Origin of the sequence: uncultured Campylobacter sp., assembly GCF_963517995.1 — a bacterium.
In the GTDB taxonomy this organism is placed as follows: Bacteria; Campylobacterota; Campylobacteria; order Campylobacterales; family Campylobacteraceae; genus Campylobacter_A.
In genome coordinates this window covers 1-21787 of sequence record NZ_CAUQHQ010000023.1, presented here as the reverse complement: position 1 = coordinate 21787, position 21787 = coordinate 1, and the positions used below count along the sequence as shown (strand labels likewise).

23 protein-coding genes are annotated in these 21787 nt (G+C 48.7%); 14 read left to right on the top strand and 9 right to left on the bottom strand.

The genetic code is table 11. From position 1 onward, the window contains the following. The first annotated feature begins 297 nt into the window (after positions 1-297). The 6 genes from RYL88_RS04090 to leuC all read left to right on the top strand — a co-directional run bounded on the left by RYL88_RS04090 (position 298) and on the right by leuC (position 6525). Entirely contained in the window at positions 298-936 is a 639-nt protein-coding gene (locus RYL88_RS04090) for a lysophospholipid acyltransferase family protein (protein ID WP_314989170.1), read from the top strand. Next, positions 917-1273 carry a hypothetical protein gene (locus RYL88_RS04085; protein WP_314989168.1) on the top strand — a complete coding sequence of 119 codons (357 nt, stop codon included), beginning with the start codon at positions 917-919 and terminating at the stop codon, positions 1271-1273. Before RYL88_RS04090 ends, RYL88_RS04085 begins: the two co-directional genes overlap by 20 nt. 1 nt (position 1274) lies before the next feature. Beyond that, positions 1275-2204, top strand: coding sequence for a phosphatidate cytidylyltransferase (locus tag RYL88_RS04080; RefSeq protein ID WP_314989165.1), 930 nt, complete (start codon positions 1275-1277; stop codon positions 2202-2204). Positions 2205-2211: 7 nt separating this feature from the next. Next, on the top strand, positions 2212-2766 hold the full coding sequence (locus tag RYL88_RS04075; RefSeq protein ID WP_314989163.1) for a DUF1287 domain-containing protein: 555 nt from the start codon (positions 2212-2214) through the stop codon (positions 2764-2766). 38 nt (positions 2767-2804) lie between these two features. Continuing rightward, entirely contained in the window at positions 2805-4841 is a 2037-nt protein-coding gene (locus tag RYL88_RS04070) for a bifunctional alpha/beta hydrolase/class I SAM-dependent methyltransferase (RefSeq protein WP_314989161.1), read from the top strand. 409 nt (positions 4842-5250) lie between these two features. Then, positions 5251-6525, top strand: a complete 1275-nt coding sequence (gene leuC, locus RYL88_RS04065) for a 3-isopropylmalate dehydratase large subunit (protein WP_314989159.1) — start codon at positions 5251-5253, stop codon at positions 6523-6525. A gap of 539 nt (positions 6526-7064) precedes the next feature. Here the strand turns inward: leuC and RYL88_RS04060 are convergent. Then, complete coding sequence (locus tag RYL88_RS04060) at positions 7065-7322, bottom strand: SemiSWEET family transporter (RefSeq protein ID WP_122870859.1); 258 nt, start codon at positions 7320-7322, stop codon at positions 7065-7067. A 140-nt stretch (positions 7323-7462) separates the two neighbouring features. Here RYL88_RS04060 and RYL88_RS04055 point away from each other — a divergent pair, with 140 nt between their 5' ends. Beyond that, complete coding sequence (locus tag RYL88_RS04055) at positions 7463-7960, top strand: hypothetical protein (protein ID WP_314989158.1); 498 nt, start codon at positions 7463-7465, stop codon at positions 7958-7960. Positions 7961-8186: 226 nt separating this feature from the next. Here RYL88_RS04055 and RYL88_RS04050 read toward each other — a convergent pair whose 3' ends face one another. The 6 genes from RYL88_RS04050 to RYL88_RS04025 all read right to left on the bottom strand — a co-directional run bounded on the left by RYL88_RS04050 (position 8187) and on the right by RYL88_RS04025 (position 14355). Beyond that, on the bottom strand, positions 8187-9512 hold the full coding sequence (locus RYL88_RS04050; RefSeq protein ID WP_314989156.1) for an ankyrin repeat domain-containing protein: 1326 nt from the start codon (positions 9510-9512) through the stop codon (positions 8187-8189). Positions 9513-9740: 228 nt separating this feature from the next. Next, entirely contained in the window at positions 9741-10487 is a 747-nt protein-coding gene (locus RYL88_RS04045) for an AMIN domain-containing protein (protein ID WP_314471673.1), read from the bottom strand. A 33-nt stretch (positions 10488-10520) separates the two neighbouring features. Beyond that, positions 10521-10790, bottom strand: coding sequence for a septum formation initiator (locus tag RYL88_RS04040; RefSeq protein WP_314392552.1), 270 nt, complete (start codon positions 10788-10790; stop codon positions 10521-10523). Next, complete coding sequence (gene eno, locus RYL88_RS04035) at positions 10787-12037, bottom strand: phosphopyruvate hydratase (RefSeq protein ID WP_314989152.1); 1251 nt, start codon at positions 12035-12037, stop codon at positions 10787-10789. Before eno ends, RYL88_RS04040 begins: the two co-directional genes overlap by 4 nt. A gap of 4 nt (positions 12038-12041) precedes the next feature. Then, positions 12042-13148, bottom strand: a complete 1107-nt coding sequence (recA, locus tag RYL88_RS04030) for a recombinase RecA (RefSeq protein WP_314989150.1) — start codon at positions 13146-13148, stop codon at positions 12042-12044. A gap of 112 nt (positions 13149-13260) precedes the next feature. After that, the gene (locus RYL88_RS04025; protein ID WP_314989148.1) at positions 13261-14355 is read right to left on the bottom strand and encodes a DNA adenine methylase; all 1095 of its coding nucleotides are present in this window, start codon (positions 14353-14355) and stop codon (positions 13261-13263) included. A gap of 114 nt (positions 14356-14469) precedes the next feature. Between RYL88_RS04025 and RYL88_RS04020 the strand changes: the two genes are divergently transcribed. The 7 genes from RYL88_RS04020 to RYL88_RS03990 all read left to right on the top strand — a co-directional run bounded on the left by RYL88_RS04020 (position 14470) and on the right by RYL88_RS03990 (position 18758). Then, positions 14470-15336 (top strand): menaquinone biosynthesis family protein, encoded by an 867-nt coding sequence (locus RYL88_RS04020; protein WP_314989172.1) that lies wholly within the window; start codon positions 14470-14472, stop codon positions 15334-15336. Next, positions 15333-15602 carry a flagellar biosynthesis protein FliQ gene (gene fliQ, locus RYL88_RS04015; RefSeq protein ID WP_232037885.1) on the top strand — a complete coding sequence of 90 codons (270 nt, stop codon included), beginning with the start codon at positions 15333-15335 and terminating at the stop codon, positions 15600-15602. Before RYL88_RS04020 ends, fliQ begins: the two co-directional genes overlap by 4 nt. Then, positions 15599-16390, top strand: coding sequence for a UDP-N-acetylmuramate dehydrogenase (locus RYL88_RS04010; RefSeq protein ID WP_314989146.1), 792 nt, complete (start codon positions 15599-15601; stop codon positions 16388-16390). Before fliQ ends, RYL88_RS04010 begins: the two co-directional genes overlap by 4 nt. A gap of 69 nt (positions 16391-16459) precedes the next feature. After that, a complete protein-coding gene (locus RYL88_RS04005; protein WP_314989144.1) occupies positions 16460-16831 on the top strand; it encodes a DUF805 domain-containing protein in 372 nt (123 codons plus the stop codon). A gap of 153 nt (positions 16832-16984) precedes the next feature. Further along, complete coding sequence (locus RYL88_RS04000; protein ID WP_314989142.1) at positions 16985-17728, top strand: pentapeptide repeat-containing protein; 744 nt, start codon at positions 16985-16987, stop codon at positions 17726-17728. Between the two features lie 18 nt (positions 17729-17746). Further along, on the top strand, positions 17747-17971 hold the full coding sequence (locus RYL88_RS03995) for a barstar family protein (RefSeq protein WP_314989140.1): 225 nt from the start codon (positions 17747-17749) through the stop codon (positions 17969-17971). Positions 17972-18104: 133 nt separating this feature from the next. Then, complete coding sequence (locus tag RYL88_RS03990) at positions 18105-18758, top strand: hypothetical protein (protein ID WP_314989138.1); 654 nt, start codon at positions 18105-18107, stop codon at positions 18756-18758. Between the two features lie 415 nt (positions 18759-19173). Here the strand turns inward: RYL88_RS03990 and RYL88_RS03985 are convergent, their stop codons facing one another. Then, positions 19174-19623, bottom strand: coding sequence for a hypothetical protein (locus tag RYL88_RS03985; protein ID WP_314989137.1), 450 nt, complete (start codon positions 19621-19623; stop codon positions 19174-19176). A gap of 188 nt (positions 19624-19811) precedes the next feature. Then, positions 19812-21329 carry a phosphatase PAP2/dual specificity phosphatase family protein gene (locus tag RYL88_RS03980; RefSeq protein ID WP_314989135.1) on the bottom strand — a complete coding sequence of 506 codons (1518 nt, stop codon included), beginning with the start codon at positions 21327-21329 and terminating at the stop codon, positions 19812-19814. Positions 21330-21787 lie beyond the last annotated feature (458 nt).

Here is a 21787-nt window from a genome sequence, read left to right as displayed (position 1 = left end):
GCGGTATTTTTACTAGCGATTACCTGCGTAAACCGCGTGAGGATGGGGTTGGGGGAGTAGGGGTAAACGATATAACTCCAAAATAATCCTGCCGCAAGGATGCCGAATTTAGCATAGTTTGTTGCCGCAATTAAATTTGATATAATTTCAAGACCATTTATTTTAGCTAGAGGCGTTGCGGACGGTGCATAAGGAAAATGAAGCCAAAGTAGTGATTTAATGAGAGTAAAACTAAAATCGGCGCCACTCGCCAAATTTAACGCGCAAACAAGGAAAATTTAACAAAAAGGACGAAAGATGAAAGAGTTTTTAGCGGCCGCGCTTGATTTTATCCTTTGCCGCATCACGATATTTATCACGGGCGTACGGCCGCCGAAGGAGCTTTTAAATATCGGAGACGGCCCTAAAATTTACTATGCAAACCACGCTAGTCACGGCGATTTTTTGCTGATTTTCGTATCGCTGCCTTACCGCGCAAGAAGGCGCGTGCGCCCCGTCGCGGCGGCGGAGTACTGGGAGAGCGGGCCGGTGCGTAGGTTTCTTGCTAAAAACGTGTTTAACATGGTGCTAATCAGCCGCCATAAAGATCCGCTAGAGGCGCTAGCGCAAATGAGCGAGGCGCTAAAAACGCACTCTCTCATCGTCTTTCCCGAAGGCACGCGCAAGACGGACGACGACCTCGCGCTACAGCCGTTTAAAAGCGGGATTTTCCGCCTGGCGCAGCAGTGTCCCGCCGTCTCGTTCGTGCCCGTATGGATCAAAAACGCGCGAAACGTCCTGCCAAAGGGCTTTTTCGTGCCTATTCCGCTGCTTTGCGAGCTGATAGTGGGCGAGGAGATAACCTACGGCGGCGAGGGCAAGGGCGAGTTTTTACAAAAGGCGCAGGACGCGCTGCTAGCGATGAGCGATACGCAAAATGATAGAACGAAAGCCTAGCGAGGCGACTTTGGCCAGAGCTGTAAATTTGAGTCCTATAAATTCGCCACGCAAGACGGGAAAATTTGCGACCGATTTTTACGGCAAATTTAACGACGAACCTTTGAGAGCGGCAGCTAAAAGCGTCAAATTTAAAAACAAAGCCCACGCTAAAACGCTCGCTTCTCCGCAAATCAAATTTGACCTAAGCACTAGCCCAAAGCGCAAGCTTTTTTCGCTAACAAATTTAACAGCCCAAACCGCCCGCACGGCAAACCAAATGCGCGTAAATTTGACTAGTTCGGGCGCTTCAAAGCATACGTCAAATTTAGCTTCAAATTTAACCAAAAGGCACTAAAATGAACCCGCAAAATCATATATTAAATCTATTTTTAGGACTCATCGCGGTGCTAGTCGTCTCTAGCGCCGTTGCATTTATGCTAAAGGCAAAATTCGGCGCCGAGAACAAAACCATTGCAAATTTGACCTCGCGCATAAACGCCTGGTGGGCGATGATTTTGGTGATTTTTGCGTTTACGTATATGGGCAAAAACGCCGTGATATTTTTGTTTTTGCTCGTATCTTTTGCCGCATTGCGCGAGTTTTTGTCGCTCATCTACATCCGCAGGGGCGATCACATCGCGCTCGTGGCGTGTTTTTACGTGATTTTGCCGGTACAGTATATATTTATCTATGCTGATTGGTACGCGATGGCGATGATATTTATCCCGGTTTACGGATTTTTGTTTTTACCGATTTTGGCGGCCATTTGCGGCGATGCGGCATACTTTTTAGAGCGCTCGACGAAGATCCAGTGGGCGCTGATGATCTGTGTGTTTTGTATCTCGCACATCCCGGCGCTTCTTTTGCTGGATCTTAAGCAAGGCAGCGGCATGGAGCTGATGCTGTTTTTGATCATAGTCGTGCAATCTAGCGACGTGCTGCAGTATATCTGGGGCAAGCTTTTTGGCAAGCGCAAGATCGCGCCTAACATCAGTCCGTCTAAGACGGTGGTCGGCTTTGCGGGCGGGGTTCTTAGCGCTAGCGCGCTGGCTGCGTGTCTGCATCATCTCACGCCTTTTGGCGCGGCGGGGGCGTTTTTCATCGGCCTTGCCGTTTGTATGATGGGCTTTTTAGGAGGGATTGTTATGTCTGCGATCAAGCGCGATCTGGGCGTCAAAGACTGGGGCTATATGATCAGCGGGCACGGCGGGATGCTTGACCGTATGGACTCGCTGTGCTTTGCGGCGCCGATATTTTTTCACATCGTTAGATATTTTTACGCATGAGGTTTTGATGAAAATTTGGAGCAAAATTTTACTTTTAACGCTCGCGGCAAATTTAGCCTTTGCATTTTCGGCCGAAAAGCTCGTACAAGACGCTAGAGCGCAGGTCGGACGGACGCTGTTTTACGATCCTTCGTACGAGAGGCTAGCCTATCCGATGGGCGACGTGGATATGATAAGGGGTGTTTGCACCGACGTCGTAGTTAGGGCGCTGCGCGGACAGGATATCGATCTACAACGCCTCATCCACGAGGATATGAGCGCAAATTTTAGCGCCTATCCAAAAAACTGGGGCGCGAAAAAGACCGACAAAAATATCGATCATCGCCGCGTGCCAAACATCGCGACCTATTTAAAACGCAAGGGCTACGAGGCGAAGGGCGAGTTTAAAGCAGGCGATATCGTGACGTGGCGGCTGGATAACGGCAGGCCGCACATCGGCATAGTTTCGGATAAATTTGCCGCCGGCAAAACCCCGCTCGTGATTCACAACATCGGACTTGGCGCGCAGGAGGATGACGTGCTAAACGAGTACGAGATAACGGGGCATTTTAGGATAAAATAAGTAAAAAAATCGATAAATTTAAGTAAGAAAGGCGAAAAATGGAGTTTAAAGAGAGCTACTTTATAACGAGCGACGGGGCGAGGATATTTTACAGATACCGCCTGGCTAGCGACGTGGCGTGCGAAAACCCGGGCGCAGGTGAAATAAATTTGAGCGAAGATAGTAAATTTGACGGGTCAAATTTGGGCGTCCAAACTACAAACGAAACGTCAAATTTGACTATTGAGCAAGCGCGCGGCGCGGATGAAAATATGGAGCTAGGCTCAAGCGGCGAAGGTAAGTCGGGCGAGCAAAATTTACCAAACGGCAGCGAAAATTCGGACTCAAATTTAAACGAAACGGGCAAATGCGCTGCGTCAAATTTGAGCGAGACGCCTAGCGAAAACGCCGAGCAAAATCTCAAATTTAAAGCCGCGCCGAATGCCAAAGCCGTAGCGATATTTCACCGCGGGCACGAGCACTCGGGTAGGACGACGCACGTGGCGGACGGGCTGGCGGATGATAGTTTTAGCTATTTTGCCTGGGATCAGCGCGGACACGGCAGGAGTGACGGCGAGCGGGGCGATGCGCCGAGTATCGGCCGCCTCATCGCCGACGTGGACGAGTTTGTGGCGCACATCGAGCAGAGATTTGGCTTTGTGACGCAAAATCTAGCCGTGATAGCCCAAAGCGTGGGCGCCGTGCTGGTCTCGGCGTGGCTGCACGACTACGCTGTGCGCGTTCGCTGCGCGGTGCTGGCAAGTCCCGCGTTTAGCGTGAAGCTTTACGTGCCGTTTGCTAGGGCGGGGCTAAAGGCACTCTACTCCTCGCGCGGAAATTTTTTCGTAAACAGCTACGTCAAGGCGCACTATCTCACGCACGACAAACAGCGTCAGGCCAGCTACGATGCCGACTCGCTCATCACTCGCGCGATCTCGGTGCGCATACTGCTGGGGCTTTACGAGGCGGCGCATCGCGTGGTTTCAGACGCCGCCGCGATCACGACGCCTACGCTGCTGCTGGTTTCAGGCGATGACTGGGTCGTGGAACACGCCCCGCAGCACGAGTTTTACAACGCTCTTGGCGCGCGGGTAAAAAGGCGCGAGATTTTAGATGGATTTTACCACGATACGCTGGGCGAAAGCGAGCGGGAGAGGGCGTTTGAGATAGTGCGCGAATTCGTCGGCGAGAGGTTTAGCGCGCCTTTTAGCGAGGTGGACTGCACGCACGCGGACGAATACGGCTTTAGCCGCGAGGAGGCCGATAGGCTAGCTACGCCGCTACCGAGATTTAGCCCGAAAAATTTGCGATTTAAATTTCAGCGGATATTTATGCAGGCGGTTTCGCCGTGGGTCGGCGGGCTAAAGATCGGTGAAAATACCGGCTACGATAGCGGCAGTACGCTTGATTACGTCTACCGGAACGAGCCGCAAGGGGCGAATAAGTTTTTTAAATTTATCGACAAATTTTACCTAAACGCCATCGGCTGGCGCGGTATCAGAGAGCGCAAACGAAATATCAAGCTAGCCATCGATCAAGCCGTAGCAAAGCTGCAGGAGCGAGGCGAGCCGCTACGACTGCTCGATATCGCCTCGGGGCACGGCAGATACATACTAGACGCCGCGCAGGGGCATAAATTTGAGCGCATAACGCTGCGCGACTACAGCGACATAAACGTAAAAGCAGGTAGCGAAATGATAAAGGAGCGCGGGCTAGAGGACGTCGCGAGCTTTACGCAGGCAAACGCCTTTGACGCCGCCAGCTACGAGGGTCTGCAGGGCGCATATACGCTTGGCGTCGTGTCGGGGCTGTTCGAGCTCTTTCCGGATAACTCGGTCGTGCGCACCGCGCTGCAAGGCTTTTCAAGCAGCATAAGAAGCGGCGGCTACCTCATCTACACCAATCAGCCGTGGCACCCGCAGCTTGAAATGATCGCGCGCGCTCTATCCAGCCACAGGCAGGGTGCGGCATGGATCATGCGACGCCGCAGCCAGGCCGAGATGGATCAGCTCGTGGCAAAGGCGGGATTTAAGAAAGTAAAAGAGTGGATAGATGGGGATGGGATATTTAGCGTGAGTTTGGCCGTTAAAATTTAGCTTTTTGCGGCTTGTCTCGCGAGCGCTTTTCCGAGATTTTTGCTTCGTTGCACTCGCAACTGCAAGCAGAACGCAAAATTTTCGCTCCGCAGGCTATATGCCTAGCGCACGCTCAATTTTGCTTCAAAACTCAAAAAATCATCTCGCGATACTTCGCCTTATCGTTTTACGCTCGAATTTGAAGTCAAATTTGATCAAATTTGCAAATTTCCGCTTCAAATTTGACTCGCCCAAACCCGCATCCTAAAAACGCCGAATTCGGTTTTAAATCAGCGGCGTACTACGCTATTTAGCCGAACCGGGCTCGTATTTGTAACGCTCAAATTTTAATCTCAATCTCTTTTTATCCATTTTTCGCTAAAATCGCTAAATTTTAAAAACGCGCGGTATCCGCAAAAAAAGGAAATTTATGCAAAATAAAAAGCAAACCATCACCGAAAAGATTTTCAGCGAGCACGTAGGGCGCGAGGTTTTCGCGGGCGAGATCATCGAGAGCGACATAGACATGGTCATCGGCAACGACATCACGACTCCTATCTCCATCAAGCAGTTTGAGCGAAGCGGCGCGACGAAGCTTGCTAATCCTGACGGCTTTAGCGTCGTGATGGACCACTACATCCCCGCAAAAGACATCCTAAGCGCCAACCAAGCCAAAATCAGCCGCGATTTTGCGTATAAGCACGATTTGAAAAATTATTTCGACGAGAAGGACATGGGCATCGAGCACGCGCTACTTCCTGAAAAAGGCCTCGTGGTGCCTGGCGACGTCATCATCGGCGCCGATAGCCACACCTGTACGCACGGCGCGCTGGGAGCCTTTGCCACGGGCATGGGCAGCACCGATCTAGCCTACGCGATGATAACGGGTAAAAACTGGTTTAAAGTGCCTCCGACTATCAAAGTGATCTTTCGCGGCAAACTTGATCGCCACGTCTACGGCAAGGACCTCATCCTAGAGATCATCCGCCGCATCGGCGTGGACGGCGCGCTGTATAAGGCGCTGGAATTTACGGGCGAGACGATAGATAGCCTCGATATGGACGGGCGTTTTAGTATGTGCAACATGGCGATCGAGGCCGGCGGCAAAAGCGGCATCATCGCGGTCGATGATACCACGAAAGAGTTTTTAAAAGGTAAAAATTTACGCGCCGAGCCGAAGCTGCACTACTCCGACGAGGACGCGAACTACGAGCAAATTTTAGAAATCGACGTTAGCAAGCTCGACCCCGTGATCGCCTATCCGTTTCTGCCTAGCAACGGCAAGAGCGTGCGCGAGGCCGTCAGAGACGATATCGCTATCGATCAGGCGTTTATCGGCAGCTGCACGAACGGTAGGCTAAGCGACCTGCGCATCGCGGCTGAAATCCTAAAAGGCCGCAAAGTAGCTCGCAAAACCCGCCTCATCATCACGCCTGCAACGCAAAAAATCGCCCTGCAAGCGCAAAAAGAGGGGCTGATGGATATTTTCGCGGAAGCGGGCGCAGTCGTGAGTAACCCGACCTGCGGCGCGTGCCTGGGCGGATATATGGGGATTTTGGGCGTTGGGGAACGCTGCGTAAGCACGACGAACAGAAACTTTGTCGGCCGCATGGGCGATCGTACGAGCGAGGTGTATCTGGCAAACTCGGCCGTAGCGGCGGCTAGCGCCATCGCAGGCAAAATCGCCGATCCGCGCGATCTTTAAAATTTGACGGCTTGTCTTTTTCCTTTATACTTCGTTAGAAATTTCGCCGAAGCTCGGTTACATACTACTTGTATGCGCCCTCGCTCGGCTCATTTCCGCCTCGTCTAAAGAAAAAATACTTCGCCTTGATTTTTCTATTCAAATTTGAAGTCAAATTTACAAATTTCAGCTTCAAATTTTACCCACCGAGAGCCACACCTTGAAAATGTCAAATTTACATTTTCGGCGTGACAGCGCCAGATAAACCTGCACGCGGTGCAGCAACTTCTCACGTGCAGTGAGATAGGTGGGGGTTTCTGCGTTGCTTTGCTCGTAACTGCTTCCCTAAAAGCTGCGAACGCAGAGCGTGAAGCAGGGCAGACCGTAAGTAGAACCCCTTCCTCTTAACAAGAAAACCAAGATATTAAAAATACGGCAAACAATTCAGAAAATTTGCACTCAAATTTGAAGTCGAATTTACAAATTTGAGTCGCCGAAACTCGCGTTAAAAATACCAAATTTAACTTCGCCGTATCGGCAAATTTAGCAGCCTTTGTCCTTTAAAACGCCGTTATCGTCGCCAAAAGACCAAAGATTATGCCGGGCAAATTCGCAGCCGAAAGCGGATAGTCTTTTTTAGCTTTTAGCAATCCGTAGCTAGTCCAGATCGTGCAGTTTATCGCTGCGGCTAGAGGCTGGATAAAAGGCGTTTTGTTGCCCTCGAGGTTGCCCATTATCTGCGGGATGTAGGAAATATACATAATGACCGACAGGCACGTGCCTATCCAGCCTAAAATTTGTAAATTTTTCTCGCTCATTTTTTCTCCTTTGAAATAGAGGCGGCATTATATACTTTTTAGTTGTGATAATCAAGCGCTAAATTTGCCCGCGGCGGGCGCGAATTTGCGCTAAAGTAAAGCTAAATTTAGTAAAATACGCCGATTTTAAAGGAGAGCAAATGGCTTACGTAACCTACGACAAGGCAAAATGGCACTGGGGCGCGGAAACTGCGCCGACTGATATCCCGCAGGAAAACGGCGCGACGCACATCGCATTTTTCTTCCGCTGGTGCATGGAGCGCAAGCTCTATTCCAAGGACTTCGCGGCGGATTTCGCGGACGATATAGCGCGGATGGACGATAGCTTTGACTACCGCGGATTTTTCTTTCGCGATATGGACGGCGTGCTGGATAGCGACGCGCTAAATGCCGCGGGCAAGGCATTTGCGAAGGCCTACTACACCACGGGCCGCACGAAATTTGCTAAAACTCACGGCTGGTATTTGCAGGATTACGACGATTTCGTCGCACACAAATTCGGCGATAAAAACTTCGACAACGCCTATTTTTACATAGAAAACTCGCCGCAAAACTATGCCGAGGTCAAACAAATCATCGACCGCCGCTACGAGGAGTTTTTAGAAGCCAAAAAAGCTAGCAAAAGCGCGGATAAATAAAGCCAAATTTGCGCCGAGCAAAGTTAAAAGGCGGGGTAAATTTACGCACGGACGAGCCCAAGAGATTCTGGCGTAAGCCGAGCGCAGATCGTAAATTTTAGATCGGTTGCGGATTTTGCGTATTTAGCCGCGCCTAAGCCGCTACCGCACTGGTGGCGGCAACCTCCGCCGCTTTAGACGCGCTTTATTGCGTTAAATTTTCCCCTGGCATTTTGTCTCCTTTTATCTATTTGCTTTGTAAATTTGAGTTTGAGTCTGATTTACTTCGGTTGCTATCTACGTAAATCACCTGGGCCATACCGCTTTCGGCTCTACCTATAGCGCTCTTGATCCCGTCTTGCTTTTCTATTTCATTTGCCCATTTGATAAAAGCCCTAATATCTTTAAATGTAGCATTTTCGTCGGGGCAAAACTGTGAATGAAAATTTATTTGATTGTCAAATTCTTCTATCTTTTTCGGGTCTATCGGCTTTGGTTTGTATTGTAAAAGACCTTCATGATATAAGCACTCGGTACATAAGTGCTGATATTTCTTGTTTTTGCGTAACCTCGCTTCGCCTTCTTCGTCTCTGCCTTGATTCATTTTATAGATATAGTTTTCTTTTTCTTTCGTATAGTATTTTACGTTATCGTAGCACTCCTCATACGCCTTCTTTAGCTCCTCTTTCGTAGGTTGCCCTATAACGTCGTATTTTAAAAGAAGCTCTAGCATGGGTTCGTAGTTTGGGTAGTTTTGCAGCGCCACGTATAAAGAGCGTAGAAAGGTTGAATTTTCATCCCTTATGCCGGTAAATAAAGACGGCGTTTCTTTAAGTTTTGGTTTATACCCGCTAGCAAGGACTATATCGGCCATTTCGACATAGTTATGCCACACTATATACCTCATAGGGTTATTTGCGTCTTTGGACTCTTTATTGACTTGGTAATTATCTCGAAATACTATCTTTACGTCGTCTCCGTCTATGATAAGCTTTTCAATGTTATTGTAAAACGGAGGATCTATGTAGTACTGCACCGCCTTTACTTCATCAAATTTAACCCCGCTATCAAGCAGTAGCTTAGCGGTCTTAGTGGAGTTGTTTTCTATGGCGTAGGCTAGGGGCGAGAGTTTGTAGTTATCTTTCGCGTGAGCGTTTGCGCCCATATCTATAAGCCTTTTTGCCGTGACTTCGTCGTCGTAAAAGCTAGCGTACATCAAAGGAGTAACGCCGTCTATTAGTGGAGAGTCTACGCTAATGTTGTTATCTTGCATAAATTTTAAAATTTGATCCGTTTGCTTTGATTTTAAAAGTTTGCGGAAATTTTCAGCAAATGCGTCGTCCTTTATCTGCTTATCTATATCCCAGTATCTAAAAGCAAAGTCGTCTATCTCCTCTTGCGTTACGTATTTGCTTAGCTCCGAACCGGGGATTATTTTAGTATCGGCGGTAACGACGAAACGAGCGGGCGAGCTAAATTTAGAAAACAGTCCGTACTTATCCGCCAAAAGATAAAGTCCTAAAAACAGCGCGGCGTATAAAATAGTTTTAAACATTTTCAGCAAGTCGTGCAAATTTGATCCTTTTTGCTTTGTTAAATTTGCGAAATCTTAGCCAAATGGCGGTTAAATTTGAGTGAATTTGGGGGCGATAAATTTAAAAAACAAGGAATTTAAATTAAGGCAAATTCGGCCAAATTAAAAGCCGAATTTAAACAATCGGCGCAGGCTAAATTTAACCCTCGCCGCGAGAAATTATCGGCGTAAATTTACGCGCCCAAAGCCTACGCGCAAAAGCTAAATTTACCTAGTTAGCTTTAGCAGATATCCGTCCTGCGTCTTTTCTACCGAGTGCTTGTAGCTGCCGTCAAGATCGAAAACTACGCGGTAAAAGCTACCGTGCGAGCCAAAAAGCGCCGTTTTAAACGCGCCGCAGTCTAGCTCGTATTTTTTCGTATAGGAGTCCACGCTCGATGCAAAATCGATCACGACGCGCTTGCCGCCGCTAATGGAATAATCTTTGATCTTAGCGTCTTTGGTTGCGATTTTGACCTGATCTTTACCGATCTCAAAGATCGTTTTTTTGTATTTGATCTCTTTTAGAGCGGATTTGGCTTCCGGCTCAAGAGGCTTGATTACTACGTCGTTTAGAGGCAAGCTCGTCATGTTGCGCTCGCTAGGCCTTGGCGCGACGTCTATCGCGGCTATCTTAGACTCTTCTTTGGTTACGGAAACGTCGGGCTTTTCTACGACGACGGGCACTGCGATCTTGCTTAGCAAAAACTCGTCTTGCCACGAGATGCTTTTGTTTACGTCGACGGTTTTTTCCTTGACGCTACCGTCTACGCTTTTGTATTTTAGCGTGACGGAGATGAAGTTTCTAGCGTCGGCGGGAAATTTAAAACTCTGCTTCTCAAAAGGAGGCAAATTTTCTACGACGTTGGTGCTAGCCGTATTCGCGTTTAGTTCGCTAGAGGGCGCGAAGGGATTTTCTCTGCCCAAAGCCAGCCCGCAGGCCAGCGCCAAAAGCCAAATTTTACCGATTTTCATAACTCCCCCGTTTTTAAATTTATAAAGTTAAATTTACCCGCCGCTGCCGGGCTCGAGCTCTTTTAGCTCGAAATACGCCTTTTGCAGCTGGGCGTTTTGCGCCTTTAGCGTCTCGATATCCTCTTGCAACCGAGCGCGCTGATCTTGCAGGCTTAACATCACGTCTAGCGAGCGCTTGCCAAAAACTATGTTGCCGACGTAAACGCCAAAACAAACCACGCAAAACGCTATAAGCATAAATCTGAAAAAAAGCCTGAAATCAAACGGCTTTTTCTCGACGTATTCGTCTTGCGCCTCGTTCAAATTTCATGCCCCAAAAACTCGTCCGTCTCGCGCTCGATCTCAAGCAGGCGGTTGTATTTGGCGTTACGTTCGCTTCTTGAGGTCGCGCCCGTTTTGATTTGACCCGTATTCATCGCGACGGCAAAGTCCGCGATAAAGCTATCCTCGCTCTCGCCGCTTCTGTGGCTCATCACGCAGCGGTAGCCTTTGCGCTGCGCTAGGCGGATCGTCTGCATAGTTTGGCTGACGGTGCCGATTTGATTCGGTTTTATTAGGATCGCGTTAGCTACGCCTTTGGCGATACCTTCGCGCAAAATTTTCTCGTTCGTTACAAATAGATCGTCGCCCACGAGCTGCACCTTAGAGCCAAGCTTGCTAGTTAGCTTTGCCCAGCCCGCCCAGTCGTCCTCGCTTAGGCCGTCTTCGATCGAAAATATCGGGTACTTCTCGCAAAGCTGCGCGTATCTCTCAATCAGCTCTTCGCTGCTAAATTCCTTGCCTTCTAGCTTATATTTGCCGTTTTCGTACAGCTCGCTAGCTGCGACGTCAAGGGCTAGTTTGATCTGCTCGCCCGCTTTGTAGCCCGCTTTTTCGATAGCTTGCATGATGAGTTTGATCGGCTCTTCGTTATCGTTTAAATTTGGCGCAAATCCGCCCTCGTCGCCGACCGCCGTGCTGTGACCGGCCGCGTTTAGCAGGCCTTTTAGCGTGTGATAAATCTCGCTCGCCGCTCGCAGCGCGTCGCTAAATTTATCAAATCCAAACGGCATAATCATAAATTCTTGAAAATCCACGCTGTTGTTCGCGTGCGCGCCGCCGTTTATGATATTAAACATCGGCACGGGTAGCACGCTAGCGTTCGCGCCGCCTAGGTAGCGGTACAAAGGCACGTCAAGGCTCTTTGCCGCAGCGCGCGCTACCGCCATAGATACGCCAAGCACGGCGTTCGCGCCCAAATTTGAATAGTTATCGGTGCCGTCAAGCTCTCTCATCTCATCATCAAGCGCCTTTTGATCAAACGCATCCAGCCCGATCACGGCCTCCGCGATCTGCGAATTTACGTTTTCTACCGCTTTTAGCACGCCCTTGCCGCAATATCTCTCGTCCTTATCGCGAAGCTCCAGCGCCTCGCGTTTGCCCGTGCTTGCGCCGCTTGGGACTATCGCGCTTGCTACGGTGCCGTCGCTTAGAGCTACGGTCGCCTTTACGGTTGGGTTGCCGCGGCTATCAAGTACTTCTATCGCCGTTACGTCTTCTATAAATACCATTATTTTATTCCTCCGTATTTTCTTCTATGCTTTCGCTTTCGTCGTCGCTATCTTTGCCGCCCGCACCGCTTATTAGCTTATCTAGGCCGATCGAGCTTTTTATCGTCGCTACGATCTCGTCTGATATCTCGGGGTGCTCTTTGAGATAGGCTTTTGCGTTTTCGCGGCCTTGGCCGATTTTGGCGGCTTTGTAGCTAAACCACGCGCCGCTTTTGTCGATGATATCGAGCTTCACGCCGTAGTCGATGATCTCGCCGTCGCGGCTGATGCCCTCGCCGAACATTATGTCGAATTCTGCCGTTTTAAACGGAGGCGCGACCTTGTTTTTCACGACTTTTACCTTCGTGCGGTTGCCGATAGGCTCTTCGTTTTGCTTTAGCGTAGCGATTTTGCGCACGTCTAGGCGCACCGAGGCGTAAAATTTAAGCGCATTACCGCCCGTAGTGGTCTCAGGCGTGCCGTAACCCATAGCGCCGATTTTCATACGAATTTGGTTGATAAAGATCACTGTCGTGTTCATCTTGTGTACGACACCCGCGAGCTTGCGCAGCGCCTGGCTCATTAGACGCGCTTGCAAGCCTACGTGCTGATCGCCCATATCGCCCTCGATCTCGCTTTTTGGCGTTAGAGCCGCGACGCTATCCACGACGATAAGCTCGACCGCGCCGCTTCTAGCTAGGTTTTCTACGATTTCTAGCGCTTGTTCGCCAAAATCAGGCTGGCTGACGTAGAGATTTTCGGTATCTACGCCCAAATTCGCCGCGTATTTTACGTCTAGAGCGTGCTCGGCGTCGATAAAGGCGCACGTGGCTCCCGTTTTTTGCGCTTCGGCGATGATGTGTAGCGTCAGAGTCGTTTTACCCGAGCTCTCAGGTCCGTAAATCTCGATAATACGGCCCTTTGGGATACCGCCTATGCCAAGGGCCAGGTCAAGTCCTAGCGAGCCCGTCGAGATGCTATCTATCGCCTCGACTTGTTTGTCGCCAAGGCGGATTAGCGTACCCTTGCCAAATGCTTTATCTATCTGCTTTAAAGCCGCGTCTAAGGCCTTTTTCTTGTCCGAATCGTTTGTCGGCGGGACTATCTTTTTCTCTTCTTTTTCTTTTGCCATCGGCTTCCTTAAATTTAAAATAACCGTGCTGATTTTATCAAATTTGAGATGAATTTTTGATTATTCGCGTAAATTTGAGACGGGTTTGAGCGGGGTCAAATTTGCTCTAAATTTACGCCTTTTTTAAAACGTAAAGCAGCTCGCTAACGTGCGTCGGACGGCTGGCTAGATTTCTACTACCGCGAAAGGCGTTGTATTTTTGCTCCAAAATTTGCACTTCGCCCAGCCTCGCTAAATTTTGGCTAAATTCCTCGCGCGCGATGAAGCCCTCGGAGTTAAACGAGATGAGCACGAATTTAGCTTTTAGCTTTGAAATTAGCTCGAAAAATGCCAGCGCGGCGGCTGATTTTTGATTAAACACCGAGCGGTTCCAGCCTCTAGCGATACCAGAAACACGCGAGATTTCGCTCGGACGCTCATAGCTAGCGATCAAATTTAACATAAAGTAGTTCGAGCCGTAGGGGTGCTGGTTATAAGGCGGATCAAGATAGACCAGATCAAGCGGCGGAAGCTCGGCGGCAAGCCCCTCGGCGTCTCGTCTTTGCACTTCAAATTCGACGTTAAAATTTGAAAAAACGGGCTTAAGCAGGCTGATGTCGGCCGTGATGCGAGATAGCGCGTGTTTGCCGCGTCCGCCAAACTGCCCAAGGCCGTCCTTGTTTTTGTGAAAACCCTTGAAAATGCCGCTGGTATTTGCGTGCACGCTAGCTGAATACAGCAACGGAGCGACGAAAAAAACGCGCAGCTCCTGCGGCACGAGCGCATTGATCATCTGGCGCGCAGTGTCTATATAGGCGGCGTTTTTTCTCGTGTAAAAGACGCGGTCAGCAGGCGAAATATTTGCCTCGTCTTTTGGCGCGTAAAGCTCGCAGATAAAGCCCTCGCGTAAATTTGTGCCGATTTCTCTAGTTAGTTTTTCATGCCAAAAATCAAGCTCTTTTTTAAATTTCGCGTCCGCGTTTGCGAGGTAGCACTCGTTTGTTACGCGACTATAAAGCTCCAGGTCGTTTGCGACGATGAAGCTTGCGTGGGATTTTAAAAACCGCGACACGATGCCGCTGCCGCTAAAGAGGTCGCAGCAGCTTAGTTTTTCTTTGTCAAGTGCGTGTTTTGCGATATTTACGCCTTGTTCGATGAAGCCTAGAAGCGAGCGTTTGTTGCCTAGATAAGTTAAAATTTGCTCTTTTAAATACGCCTGATTTTCCATATTTTTCTTTATAAATTCCGCATTTTTATGGCGATTGTAGCAAAAATTTACTATAATTTCGCAATCTAGCCGCGCGCGAAATTTAAAGCGGAGCAAAAAGGATAAAATTTGAAGATTTTTAAGCATATAAACGTCGCCCATTCGCCCGACGCCGACGATATTTTTATGTATAAGGCGATCGATTTTGGCTGGGTAAGCTCCAAAAATCTAAAATTTAGCGCCACCGCGCTTGATATCCAGACGCTAAACGACGAGGCGCTAAAAGGCACCTATGAGGCCACGGCGATTAGTTTCGCGCTATATCCGCTCATCTGCGAGGAGTACGCGCTTTTGCGCACGGCGGTGAGCTTCGGCGAAGGCTACGGCCCAAAGCTCGTTAAGAAAAAAGGAGCGGTTTTAAAGCGAAATTTCAAGGTCGCGCTAAGCGGCAAGCACACGACAAATGCCCTACTTTTTCGCATGGCCTACCCGCAGGCGCGCATAGTTTATAAAAACTTTCTCGAGATCGAAGGCGCGGTTTTAAGCGGAGAGGTGGACGCGGGCGTGCTGATACATGAAAGCATTTTGGACTTTTCGGATGAGCTTTGCGTGGAGCGCGAGATCTGGGATATCTGGAGCGAGCTAGCGGGCGAAAATTTGCCGCTACCGCTGGGAGGCATGGCGGTTCGCCGCAGCCTGCCGATAACAGACGCAATCGAGTGCGAGCGCGTGCTAACGGAGGGCGTGCGTATCGCCACCGCGCATAAGCCCTTTTTGTCGCAGATGCTCATGGAGCGAAATTTGATCCGCGTCGATAAAGAAAAGCTAAAAACCTACCTAAATCTCTACGCAAATGGTAACTCCATCTCAATGAACGAAACGCAGCTAAAGGCGGTAAATAGGCTTTTTGCGCTGGGTTATGAGCGCGGTTTTTATCCGCTGCCGATCAAGGCCGAAAACTACCTCGTACCCACCGAGTACAACGATATAAGGTTTAGCTGATGCAATCAACGCTAATAGAACTCGGCATCGAAACCTTTAAGATCGCGCTTTATCTGAGCTTCCCTATGCTGCTGGCGGGCCTATCGGCGGGGCTTATCATCAGTATATTTCAGGCTACGACGCAGATAAACGAGATGACGCTAAGCTTCGTGCCAAAGATCATTTTAGTCGTCGTCGTGATTATATTTTTGATGCCGTGGATGGTCTCGATGATGGTTGATTTCACGACGCGCATGATAGAGTTTATCCCAAATTTCGTGCAATGACGCAGCTTATAGATTTTTCCAAATTTAGCTCGGTGCGAGTGGGCGGCGTGCACGAGGTGGCGGTGCTAGAGAGCATTGAGGACGCGCTAAAGCAGGAATTTGCCGGCCGCGTAATGATAGGCGGCGCGAACAACCTACTCGTCTCGCCAAACCCGCCCGCGATGATGATGCTAGGCGGCGCGTTTGATTATATAAATTTAAGCGGTGACGTGCTTAGTATCGGTGCTGCGACGAAGTCTGGCAAAATTTACAACTTCGCCAAAAAGCACAACATCGGCGGATTTGAGTTTTTACAAAATATCCCGGGCACGCTTGGGGGCCTCATCAAAATGAACGCGGGGCTTTGCGGCGTTAGTATCAGCGATGATCTGCTAGCCGTGCGGCTGGGACGCGGCTGGGTAGAGCGCGAGAGGATAAGCTTTAGCTACCGAAAAAGCGGGATAGATGAGCCGATATTTGGCGCCGAGTTTAAAATCTCGCGCGAATTTGACGCGTCTCTTGCGGCGGATTTTGCCGCTAAACGCGCAAACCAGCCAAAGGGCGCTAGCTTTGGCAGCTGTTTCGTAAATCCGCCCGGCGACTACGCGGGCAGACTAATCGAAGCCGTAGGGCTAAAGGGCTACGCGATAGGCGGGGCTAAATTTAGCGAGCAGCACGCAAATTTCATCGTAAATTTTAACGCCGCTAGCTTTGCGGATGTGACCGGACTCATAAATTTAGCCCGCGAGCGCGTTTTGGAGCAGTTTGGCGTCGAGCTAAAAACAGAAGTGGTAATTCTTTCAATTTAGCTTTTCAGGCGCGCTTTGATCGCATGCTAGGCCTATTTTAGCGGATTAAGTTATTTAAAAGGATAAAATATGATCTTTGCCGAATCGGTAAAAAGTTGCCTTAACGGCTACGTAAAGTTTGACGGCAGAGCGCCTAGGTCGGAGTGCTGGTGGTTTGGAGTCTTTAATCTATTAGTAGGCGTGCTGGCCCTTTGCGTAGACCTAAGCATATCGGCCATATACGAAATACCGGGGATCGTCTTTAGCCTTGCGGGTTTAGCCCTTTTGTTACCCAACCTTGCAGTCTGCGTCAGAAGACTTCACGACCTAAACAAAAGCGGCTGGTGGGTGCTGCTCTTTTTTATTCCGATCATCGGCCATATCATTTTAATCGTATGGTTTGCTACACGCGGCACGGTAGGGGCAAATAGCTTCGGCGAAGACCCGTTAGCGGCGGTTTAAAGAGGCTAAAAATATCCGCAAAAGGCGGCGCAAAGGAAAAGACGAGTTATTGTTTTTGTGTGGGCGGCGTCTAGTTTTTGCAGTTTATAAACAAAATTTACCGCCAAAGCTTAGCGCCGCTATGACATTTTACGCACGCAAAGGAAATACGAAATGAAAAATCTTTTTATAAATAACGAATTGCGCGATATTTCGGTATGCGGCGAGAACCTAGGCGGAGCGATTTTTGACGGTTTGTCGGTTAGGGATGCGAAATTTATTCAGTGCGATTTTTCAAATGCGAGAATAGGCCTACGAAAAAACGTTAGTTTTGAAAATACCGTTTTTCAAAAGGTAGATTTCCGTAGCGTCGGACAAGTAAATGCGGTTTACGATAATTGCAAATTTATCGGTTGCGATTTTCGTGGAACGAGATTAGACGACTTATCGACGAAATATTTCTCGTGTTTATTTGATAAATGCAAAATAACCGACCAAAAATTTTTAGTAAATAATTTTCAAAAAAATACGATTATCGGGAAAATATCCGAAGTCCAGTTTATCGGCGACAACCAAAGGTTAGGCAAGCTTGATGAGTTAAATTTAAACCTATCCGCCTGCAAAATCTCGTTTTTTAAATTTATAAATTGCGATATATCAAACATCGTTCCGCCCGACTTTTCTAATTATATATTTATAAAAGATTTAAAGACAAAAATCCAAAAAGCAAACGAAAAACTAGAGTTAGATGATTTGTCTGCGGCAAACAAAAAAACGATGGAAAGAAAGTTAAGGCATTTGGGCGGGCTGGATGCGTATTTGTTTAACGTAGAGGATGAAATTTATATCAACGGTTTAGAATTTACGGAAAAATTCTTTTTTTATTTAGGCGTGGATACGGCTTGTTTGCTAAAATAAATTTAAAGGCATTTAACGATGAAATTTATTAGCATAGATATAGATTTTTTAGATATTTATTCTAAAAATTTAGACGAAGAATACAAAAATTTTCACCTAAAAATGGCGGAAATTTTCGGTTTTCCAGACTTTTACGGCAAAAATCTCGCCGCTTTGATAGATTGCTTATCTGATTTAAGAACATTTTGGGACGAAGAGCCCATACTCGCTACTCTTTGGGCGATGACGAATGCCTTTTATTAAACGTTAGAAATTTATCTAAAGCCTCAGACGATTTGAGGCGCAAATTTTTATTAGCCCTAGAAGCCGTAAATACGCGCTTATCGGCGGATAAGACGCCTACGATATTAGTAAATTTAACGAGCAAAGGATAGGCTTGCTGCAAGAGATAAGAACCAGCTGCGAACCGGCGGTAATCTGCGTTAGAAACGGCCTATATCAGACGGAGTTTATAGACGCTAAATCCTTTCCCTCCAAAGACGTCAAAGAAAAATTTGCGAGCGTTTTTACGAACTCGCTAAATTTTTCCGCATTTAAAGACGAAGGCATTAAAGCGTTTGCGCTAAAACGAGCAAAACAGACCGATATCGTTTCTTGCGACTCGGGTATTTTTGATTTGGATTTTTTGATTTCGCAAAAAGCAGCAGACGTCATCAAATCCTTTAAGATTAATAATCTGATAAAAGTACCCGTCGAAATTGACGGCTGGAGCGGTAAATATTTCGCGGTTAGTTTTCCCAAATACCGCGTTAATATCGTAAATTTTCCCGAGTCTATTTTTGTATATCAAGATTACGATAACGAGCAAGGAAAATTTATCGATATCGTAAGAAGCATTAACGCCCCAGACGAATATGGCGAATTAATGACGCAAATCGTCCCTAGAAAAATATCGCTATCGCAAAAGGTAGAAGATAAGGCGTTTCATATAAACGGCATGGGGCTATTTTTCTCTCGCGCTATTTTGGACGCGTTTTTATCGGAGCAAATAAGCGGATTTAGCCTACATGACGCTTTTGTTTTAGATTAAATTTGCAGGCTTTTGGGAGTTTGGCGACTGCGCGGCTTTGGTGCAAATTTACCTTTGCTTAAATCAGGTTTTGAATTTCGCTGCCCGTAGCCGAATTTCGCTCGCTTGCCGGATCTTGCGTTTGCTAGGCGGTTAAATTTAGGGCGTCAGGCTCGCTCGTCTTCGCACATTTGCCAAATGAACGTATCGGCGCGACCTCATTGCGCTTTACGCTCTTTAGCGGGGCGCTCAAAACTCGGGCGCGCATTCGTCGCTTGCTTGAGCGCTTTTATCCGAATTTACGAGCTTATTTAAACCGCGAGCAGCCTTTTGCTTTAGCGTTTCGTTTGCGAGGCGGCGTTTTGCCTTGGCTTACCCGCCAGGCTGTTTGCAAACTTGCGTCTAGCCGCCCGTAAAGTATTTTGCCGCCGTAAATTTAGCCCAAATAACGCATCGCTAAGGCCGCTAAAACGAGCGCCAAACTAAGCGCGGCCGTTAGTTTATATAGCCGCAAAGCTCCCGCGCAGCGACTTTTCATGTCGCGGATTTTAAGCGGCTTGCTAGCTAAATTTAGCTCCGCAAGCACCGCGTCAAATTTACCGCAATCAAGCCTCCCATCCGCAAAATCTCTAAAAATCAGCGTATCAAAGTGCAGCCTAACGTGCAGATAAAATAATCCCGCAAAAGCCGTCAAAAAGCCCGCAATCACGGCAAAATTCGTAAAAATCGTAAGACAGACGGCAAGCTGAAGTAAATTTAACAAGAAAAACAGCCTGTGCGTCGCCAAGAATCTAGCCGTAACCAGCGCCAAGGCTCTATCGTCCGTCCTTTGGCGGCATTCCTGCTCCCCGCCTTGCACCGCTTTTTCTCGCTCCGCATTCGCCATTTTCCCTCCTCATTTTGGGCGTTCGCCTTTGGTTAAATTTCCCGTTCGTTTTCACCGAGAATTTTGCAATGCCGCTTGTTTCTAGCCTTCAGATTTTTTAAATTTGATCCCTTAAACCGGACTTGATCAAATTTAGCCTGCGCCTATTTTGCGCTTAAATTTGCCGCTTCTTTACTTCGCTTTCAAATTTAGCTGGTGCGGACGGCTATCTGCTCTATCCGATCGCGTAGCGAGCTAGCGACTGCGATCTTTTCGCGGTGAGATTTTAGTAAATTTAGCGCCTCGTCAAATCCTAGCCCCGCGTAAATCACCATCCAAGCAAGCAGCACCGACGCGCTCCTACCGTAGCCCAGCGCGCAGCAGACCAGCACCTTTTTGCCGTTTGTCTCGGTGGTTCGTTCGTTTGAGTCCGTGAGAATTTGCTCCGCCTTGGCGTTTTTGCTTTCGTTTGCCGCGACGCACGCTAGCAAATTTACCCGCGAGTCCGTTTGCTCATTAAATTTAAAATCTCGCCCGTGCGCGCAGCCGTTTACTTCTGCACTAAAATTTGATCCTAGTTTCGCCGCCCTTTGCGGTAAATTTTTGCCGCCGCAAAGAGTCGTTTTTATGAGTCGCTCAAGCTCGTCTGCGCCGCGTTTTAGCTCGTCCGTGCCGGGCGTTATCATATCTAGCATAGGCACGCTCGCGTAAATTTGCGCGCCGTTAGGCCTCTCAAACTCGGCCGCGCAGTCTAGCACCGCGTCAAATTTGCCCGCCTCCTTAACCGAGCCTAGATACAACCCCGGCAAAATCTCGTCTGAAAGCCGGCGTCCGCGCAGCCAAAAAAGCGCATTTAACCGCGCGACGCAAAGATAGGGAAGCAGTAAAGCTTTAGCCGCGGCGGCGTGACGGCCTCGCTCGTTTTTAGCAAAAACCCCCGCGCCCAAAAACGCGTAACCGCAAGCAACCAGCGCGAAACTAAGGCTCGCCCACGACAGCCACAGCATCCACGCGCTCCAAATTTTAGCTCCCAAAATCGCCGAAAAAAGCGTCAAAAACGCAAGCCCTAGATATAGCGCCGCCCATTTGTAGCGCGCGGCCTCCCTAGCTATAGCAAAACTAAGCGGCGCGCCCTCTAGCGGGCGAATCAGAAGTACGAGGCAGCCCGCGGCCAGCCCTGTCGGAATGTCGATAAAATGGTGCTGATACGTGGTCAGCACGCTAAGGCCGATGAGCGCAAACCACGCCGCAAGCGCCGCTTTAAGCCAAACCGCGCGCGCCTTGCGAAGGTAAAAAGCGCCCACCACGACGCAAAGTATGATGTGCAGCGACGGAGCTTGATTAAACGGGAGGTCAAAGGCGGCGAGGCTTGAGAACAAAAAGCCGCTAAGGCCCGAAACTGCGGGCTTTTCCCACGATATCTGCAGAGGAAAAGCGATAAAAAACAGCGTCGCGATCATCTGTGCGGCCAGCAGCTGCGTAACGTAGCGCGCGAGCTCCCCGGCGTCACGGCAAAGGAAAAATCCAAGCGCGTAGAGCAAATTTAGCGACCAATACGGCACGATGCTCCACGCCCAAAACGGCAGCGCGCGCTCCCAAGCGAAATAGATCTCGGGCACGTTCGCGCGAGCGCTCGCGAGGGCGTTTGTGGCGCCATAGCTAGTGTAAAATATCGCCGCAACGACGACTAGCGCGGCCAGCTGCGATAAAAACGGTTTTGTTTTCATTTTTGCCTTTTTTGCTAATTCTATCAAATTTTAGCGGATTTGCGCTTTTGTGGTTTAATGGGCCGAGATCGCTCGCTTGACGTAAAAGGCGTAAAAGCGTAAAATTTACTCACCGAGACCTGAATCTTTAAAATGTTAAATTTGGTTTGGTTAAATTTAGTATTGCGCATTAAATTTACTCTTTCTTGTTAAGGGGGAAGGGGCTTGAATTACGCTCTGCTTGCAGCTCTCAAAGAGAGCGCGTCCTAACAGTAGCCAAACGAGGTGCGGCTAAGCACAAGGCAAGCGTAGCGACGCAAAAGAGTTCTCTTTCGTGTCCGCCTTTATCTTTTTCTTGGGTGGCGGAAGGGGCTTTACTTCGCCTGCGGCTCGTAACTGCGAGCAGACCCGCCCCCCCGTCTGCTTGCAGCTGCTAGTGCAGCGACGCAGAAACCCCCACCAACCCCACTGCACGTGAG

What these genes read in the sequence shown, in the direction of transcription:
- RYL88_RS03995 (WP_314989140.1), top strand. Translation starts at nt 17,747, where the DNA reads ATGAAATTTATTAGCATAGATATAGATTTTTTAGATATTTATTCTAAA.
- RYL88_RS04080 (WP_314989165.1), top strand. Translation starts at nt 1,275, where the DNA reads ATGAACCCGCAAAATCATATATTAAATCTATTTTTAGGACTCATCGCG.
- recA (WP_314989150.1), bottom strand. Translation starts at nt 13,148, where the DNA reads ATGGCAAAAGAAAAAGAAGAGAAAAAGATAGTCCCGCCGACAAACGAT.
- RYL88_RS04085 (WP_314989168.1), top strand. Translation starts at nt 917, where the DNA reads ATGATAGAACGAAAGCCTAGCGAGGCGACTTTGGCCAGAGCTGTAAAT.
- RYL88_RS04005 (WP_314989144.1), top strand. Translation starts at nt 16,460, where the DNA reads ATGATCTTTGCCGAATCGGTAAAAAGTTGCCTTAACGGCTACGTAAAG.
- RYL88_RS04010 (WP_314989146.1), top strand. Translation starts at nt 15,599, where the DNA reads ATGACGCAGCTTATAGATTTTTCCAAATTTAGCTCGGTGCGAGTGGGC.
- RYL88_RS04025 (WP_314989148.1), bottom strand. Translation starts at nt 14,355, where the DNA reads ATGGAAAATCAGGCGTATTTAAAAGAGCAAATTTTAACTTATCTAGGC.
- RYL88_RS04055 (WP_314989158.1), top strand. Translation starts at nt 7,463, where the DNA reads ATGGCTTACGTAACCTACGACAAGGCAAAATGGCACTGGGGCGCGGAA.
- RYL88_RS04045 (WP_314471673.1), bottom strand. Translation starts at nt 10,487, where the DNA reads ATGAAAATCGGTAAAATTTGGCTTTTGGCGCTGGCCTGCGGGCTGGCT.
- RYL88_RS03985 (WP_314989137.1), bottom strand. Translation starts at nt 19,623, where the DNA reads ATGGCGAATGCGGAGCGAGAAAAAGCGGTGCAAGGCGGGGAGCAGGAA.
- RYL88_RS04060 (WP_122870859.1), bottom strand. Translation starts at nt 7,322, where the DNA reads ATGAGCGAGAAAAATTTACAAATTTTAGGCTGGATAGGCACGTGCCTG.
- RYL88_RS04090 (WP_314989170.1), top strand. Translation starts at nt 298, where the DNA reads ATGAAAGAGTTTTTAGCGGCCGCGCTTGATTTTATCCTTTGCCGCATC.
- RYL88_RS04070 (WP_314989161.1), top strand. Translation starts at nt 2,805, where the DNA reads ATGGAGTTTAAAGAGAGCTACTTTATAACGAGCGACGGGGCGAGGATA.
- eno (WP_314989152.1), bottom strand. Translation starts at nt 12,037, where the DNA reads ATGGTATTTATAGAAGACGTAACGGCGATAGAAGTACTTGATAGCCGC.
- RYL88_RS03980 (WP_314989135.1), bottom strand. Translation starts at nt 21,329, where the DNA reads ATGAAAACAAAACCGTTTTTATCGCAGCTGGCCGCGCTAGTCGTCGTT.
- RYL88_RS04000 (WP_314989142.1), top strand. Translation starts at nt 16,985, where the DNA reads ATGAAAAATCTTTTTATAAATAACGAATTGCGCGATATTTCGGTATGC.
- RYL88_RS04075 (WP_314989163.1), top strand. Translation starts at nt 2,212, where the DNA reads ATGAAAATTTGGAGCAAAATTTTACTTTTAACGCTCGCGGCAAATTTA.
- leuC (WP_314989159.1), top strand. Translation starts at nt 5,251, where the DNA reads ATGCAAAATAAAAAGCAAACCATCACCGAAAAGATTTTCAGCGAGCAC.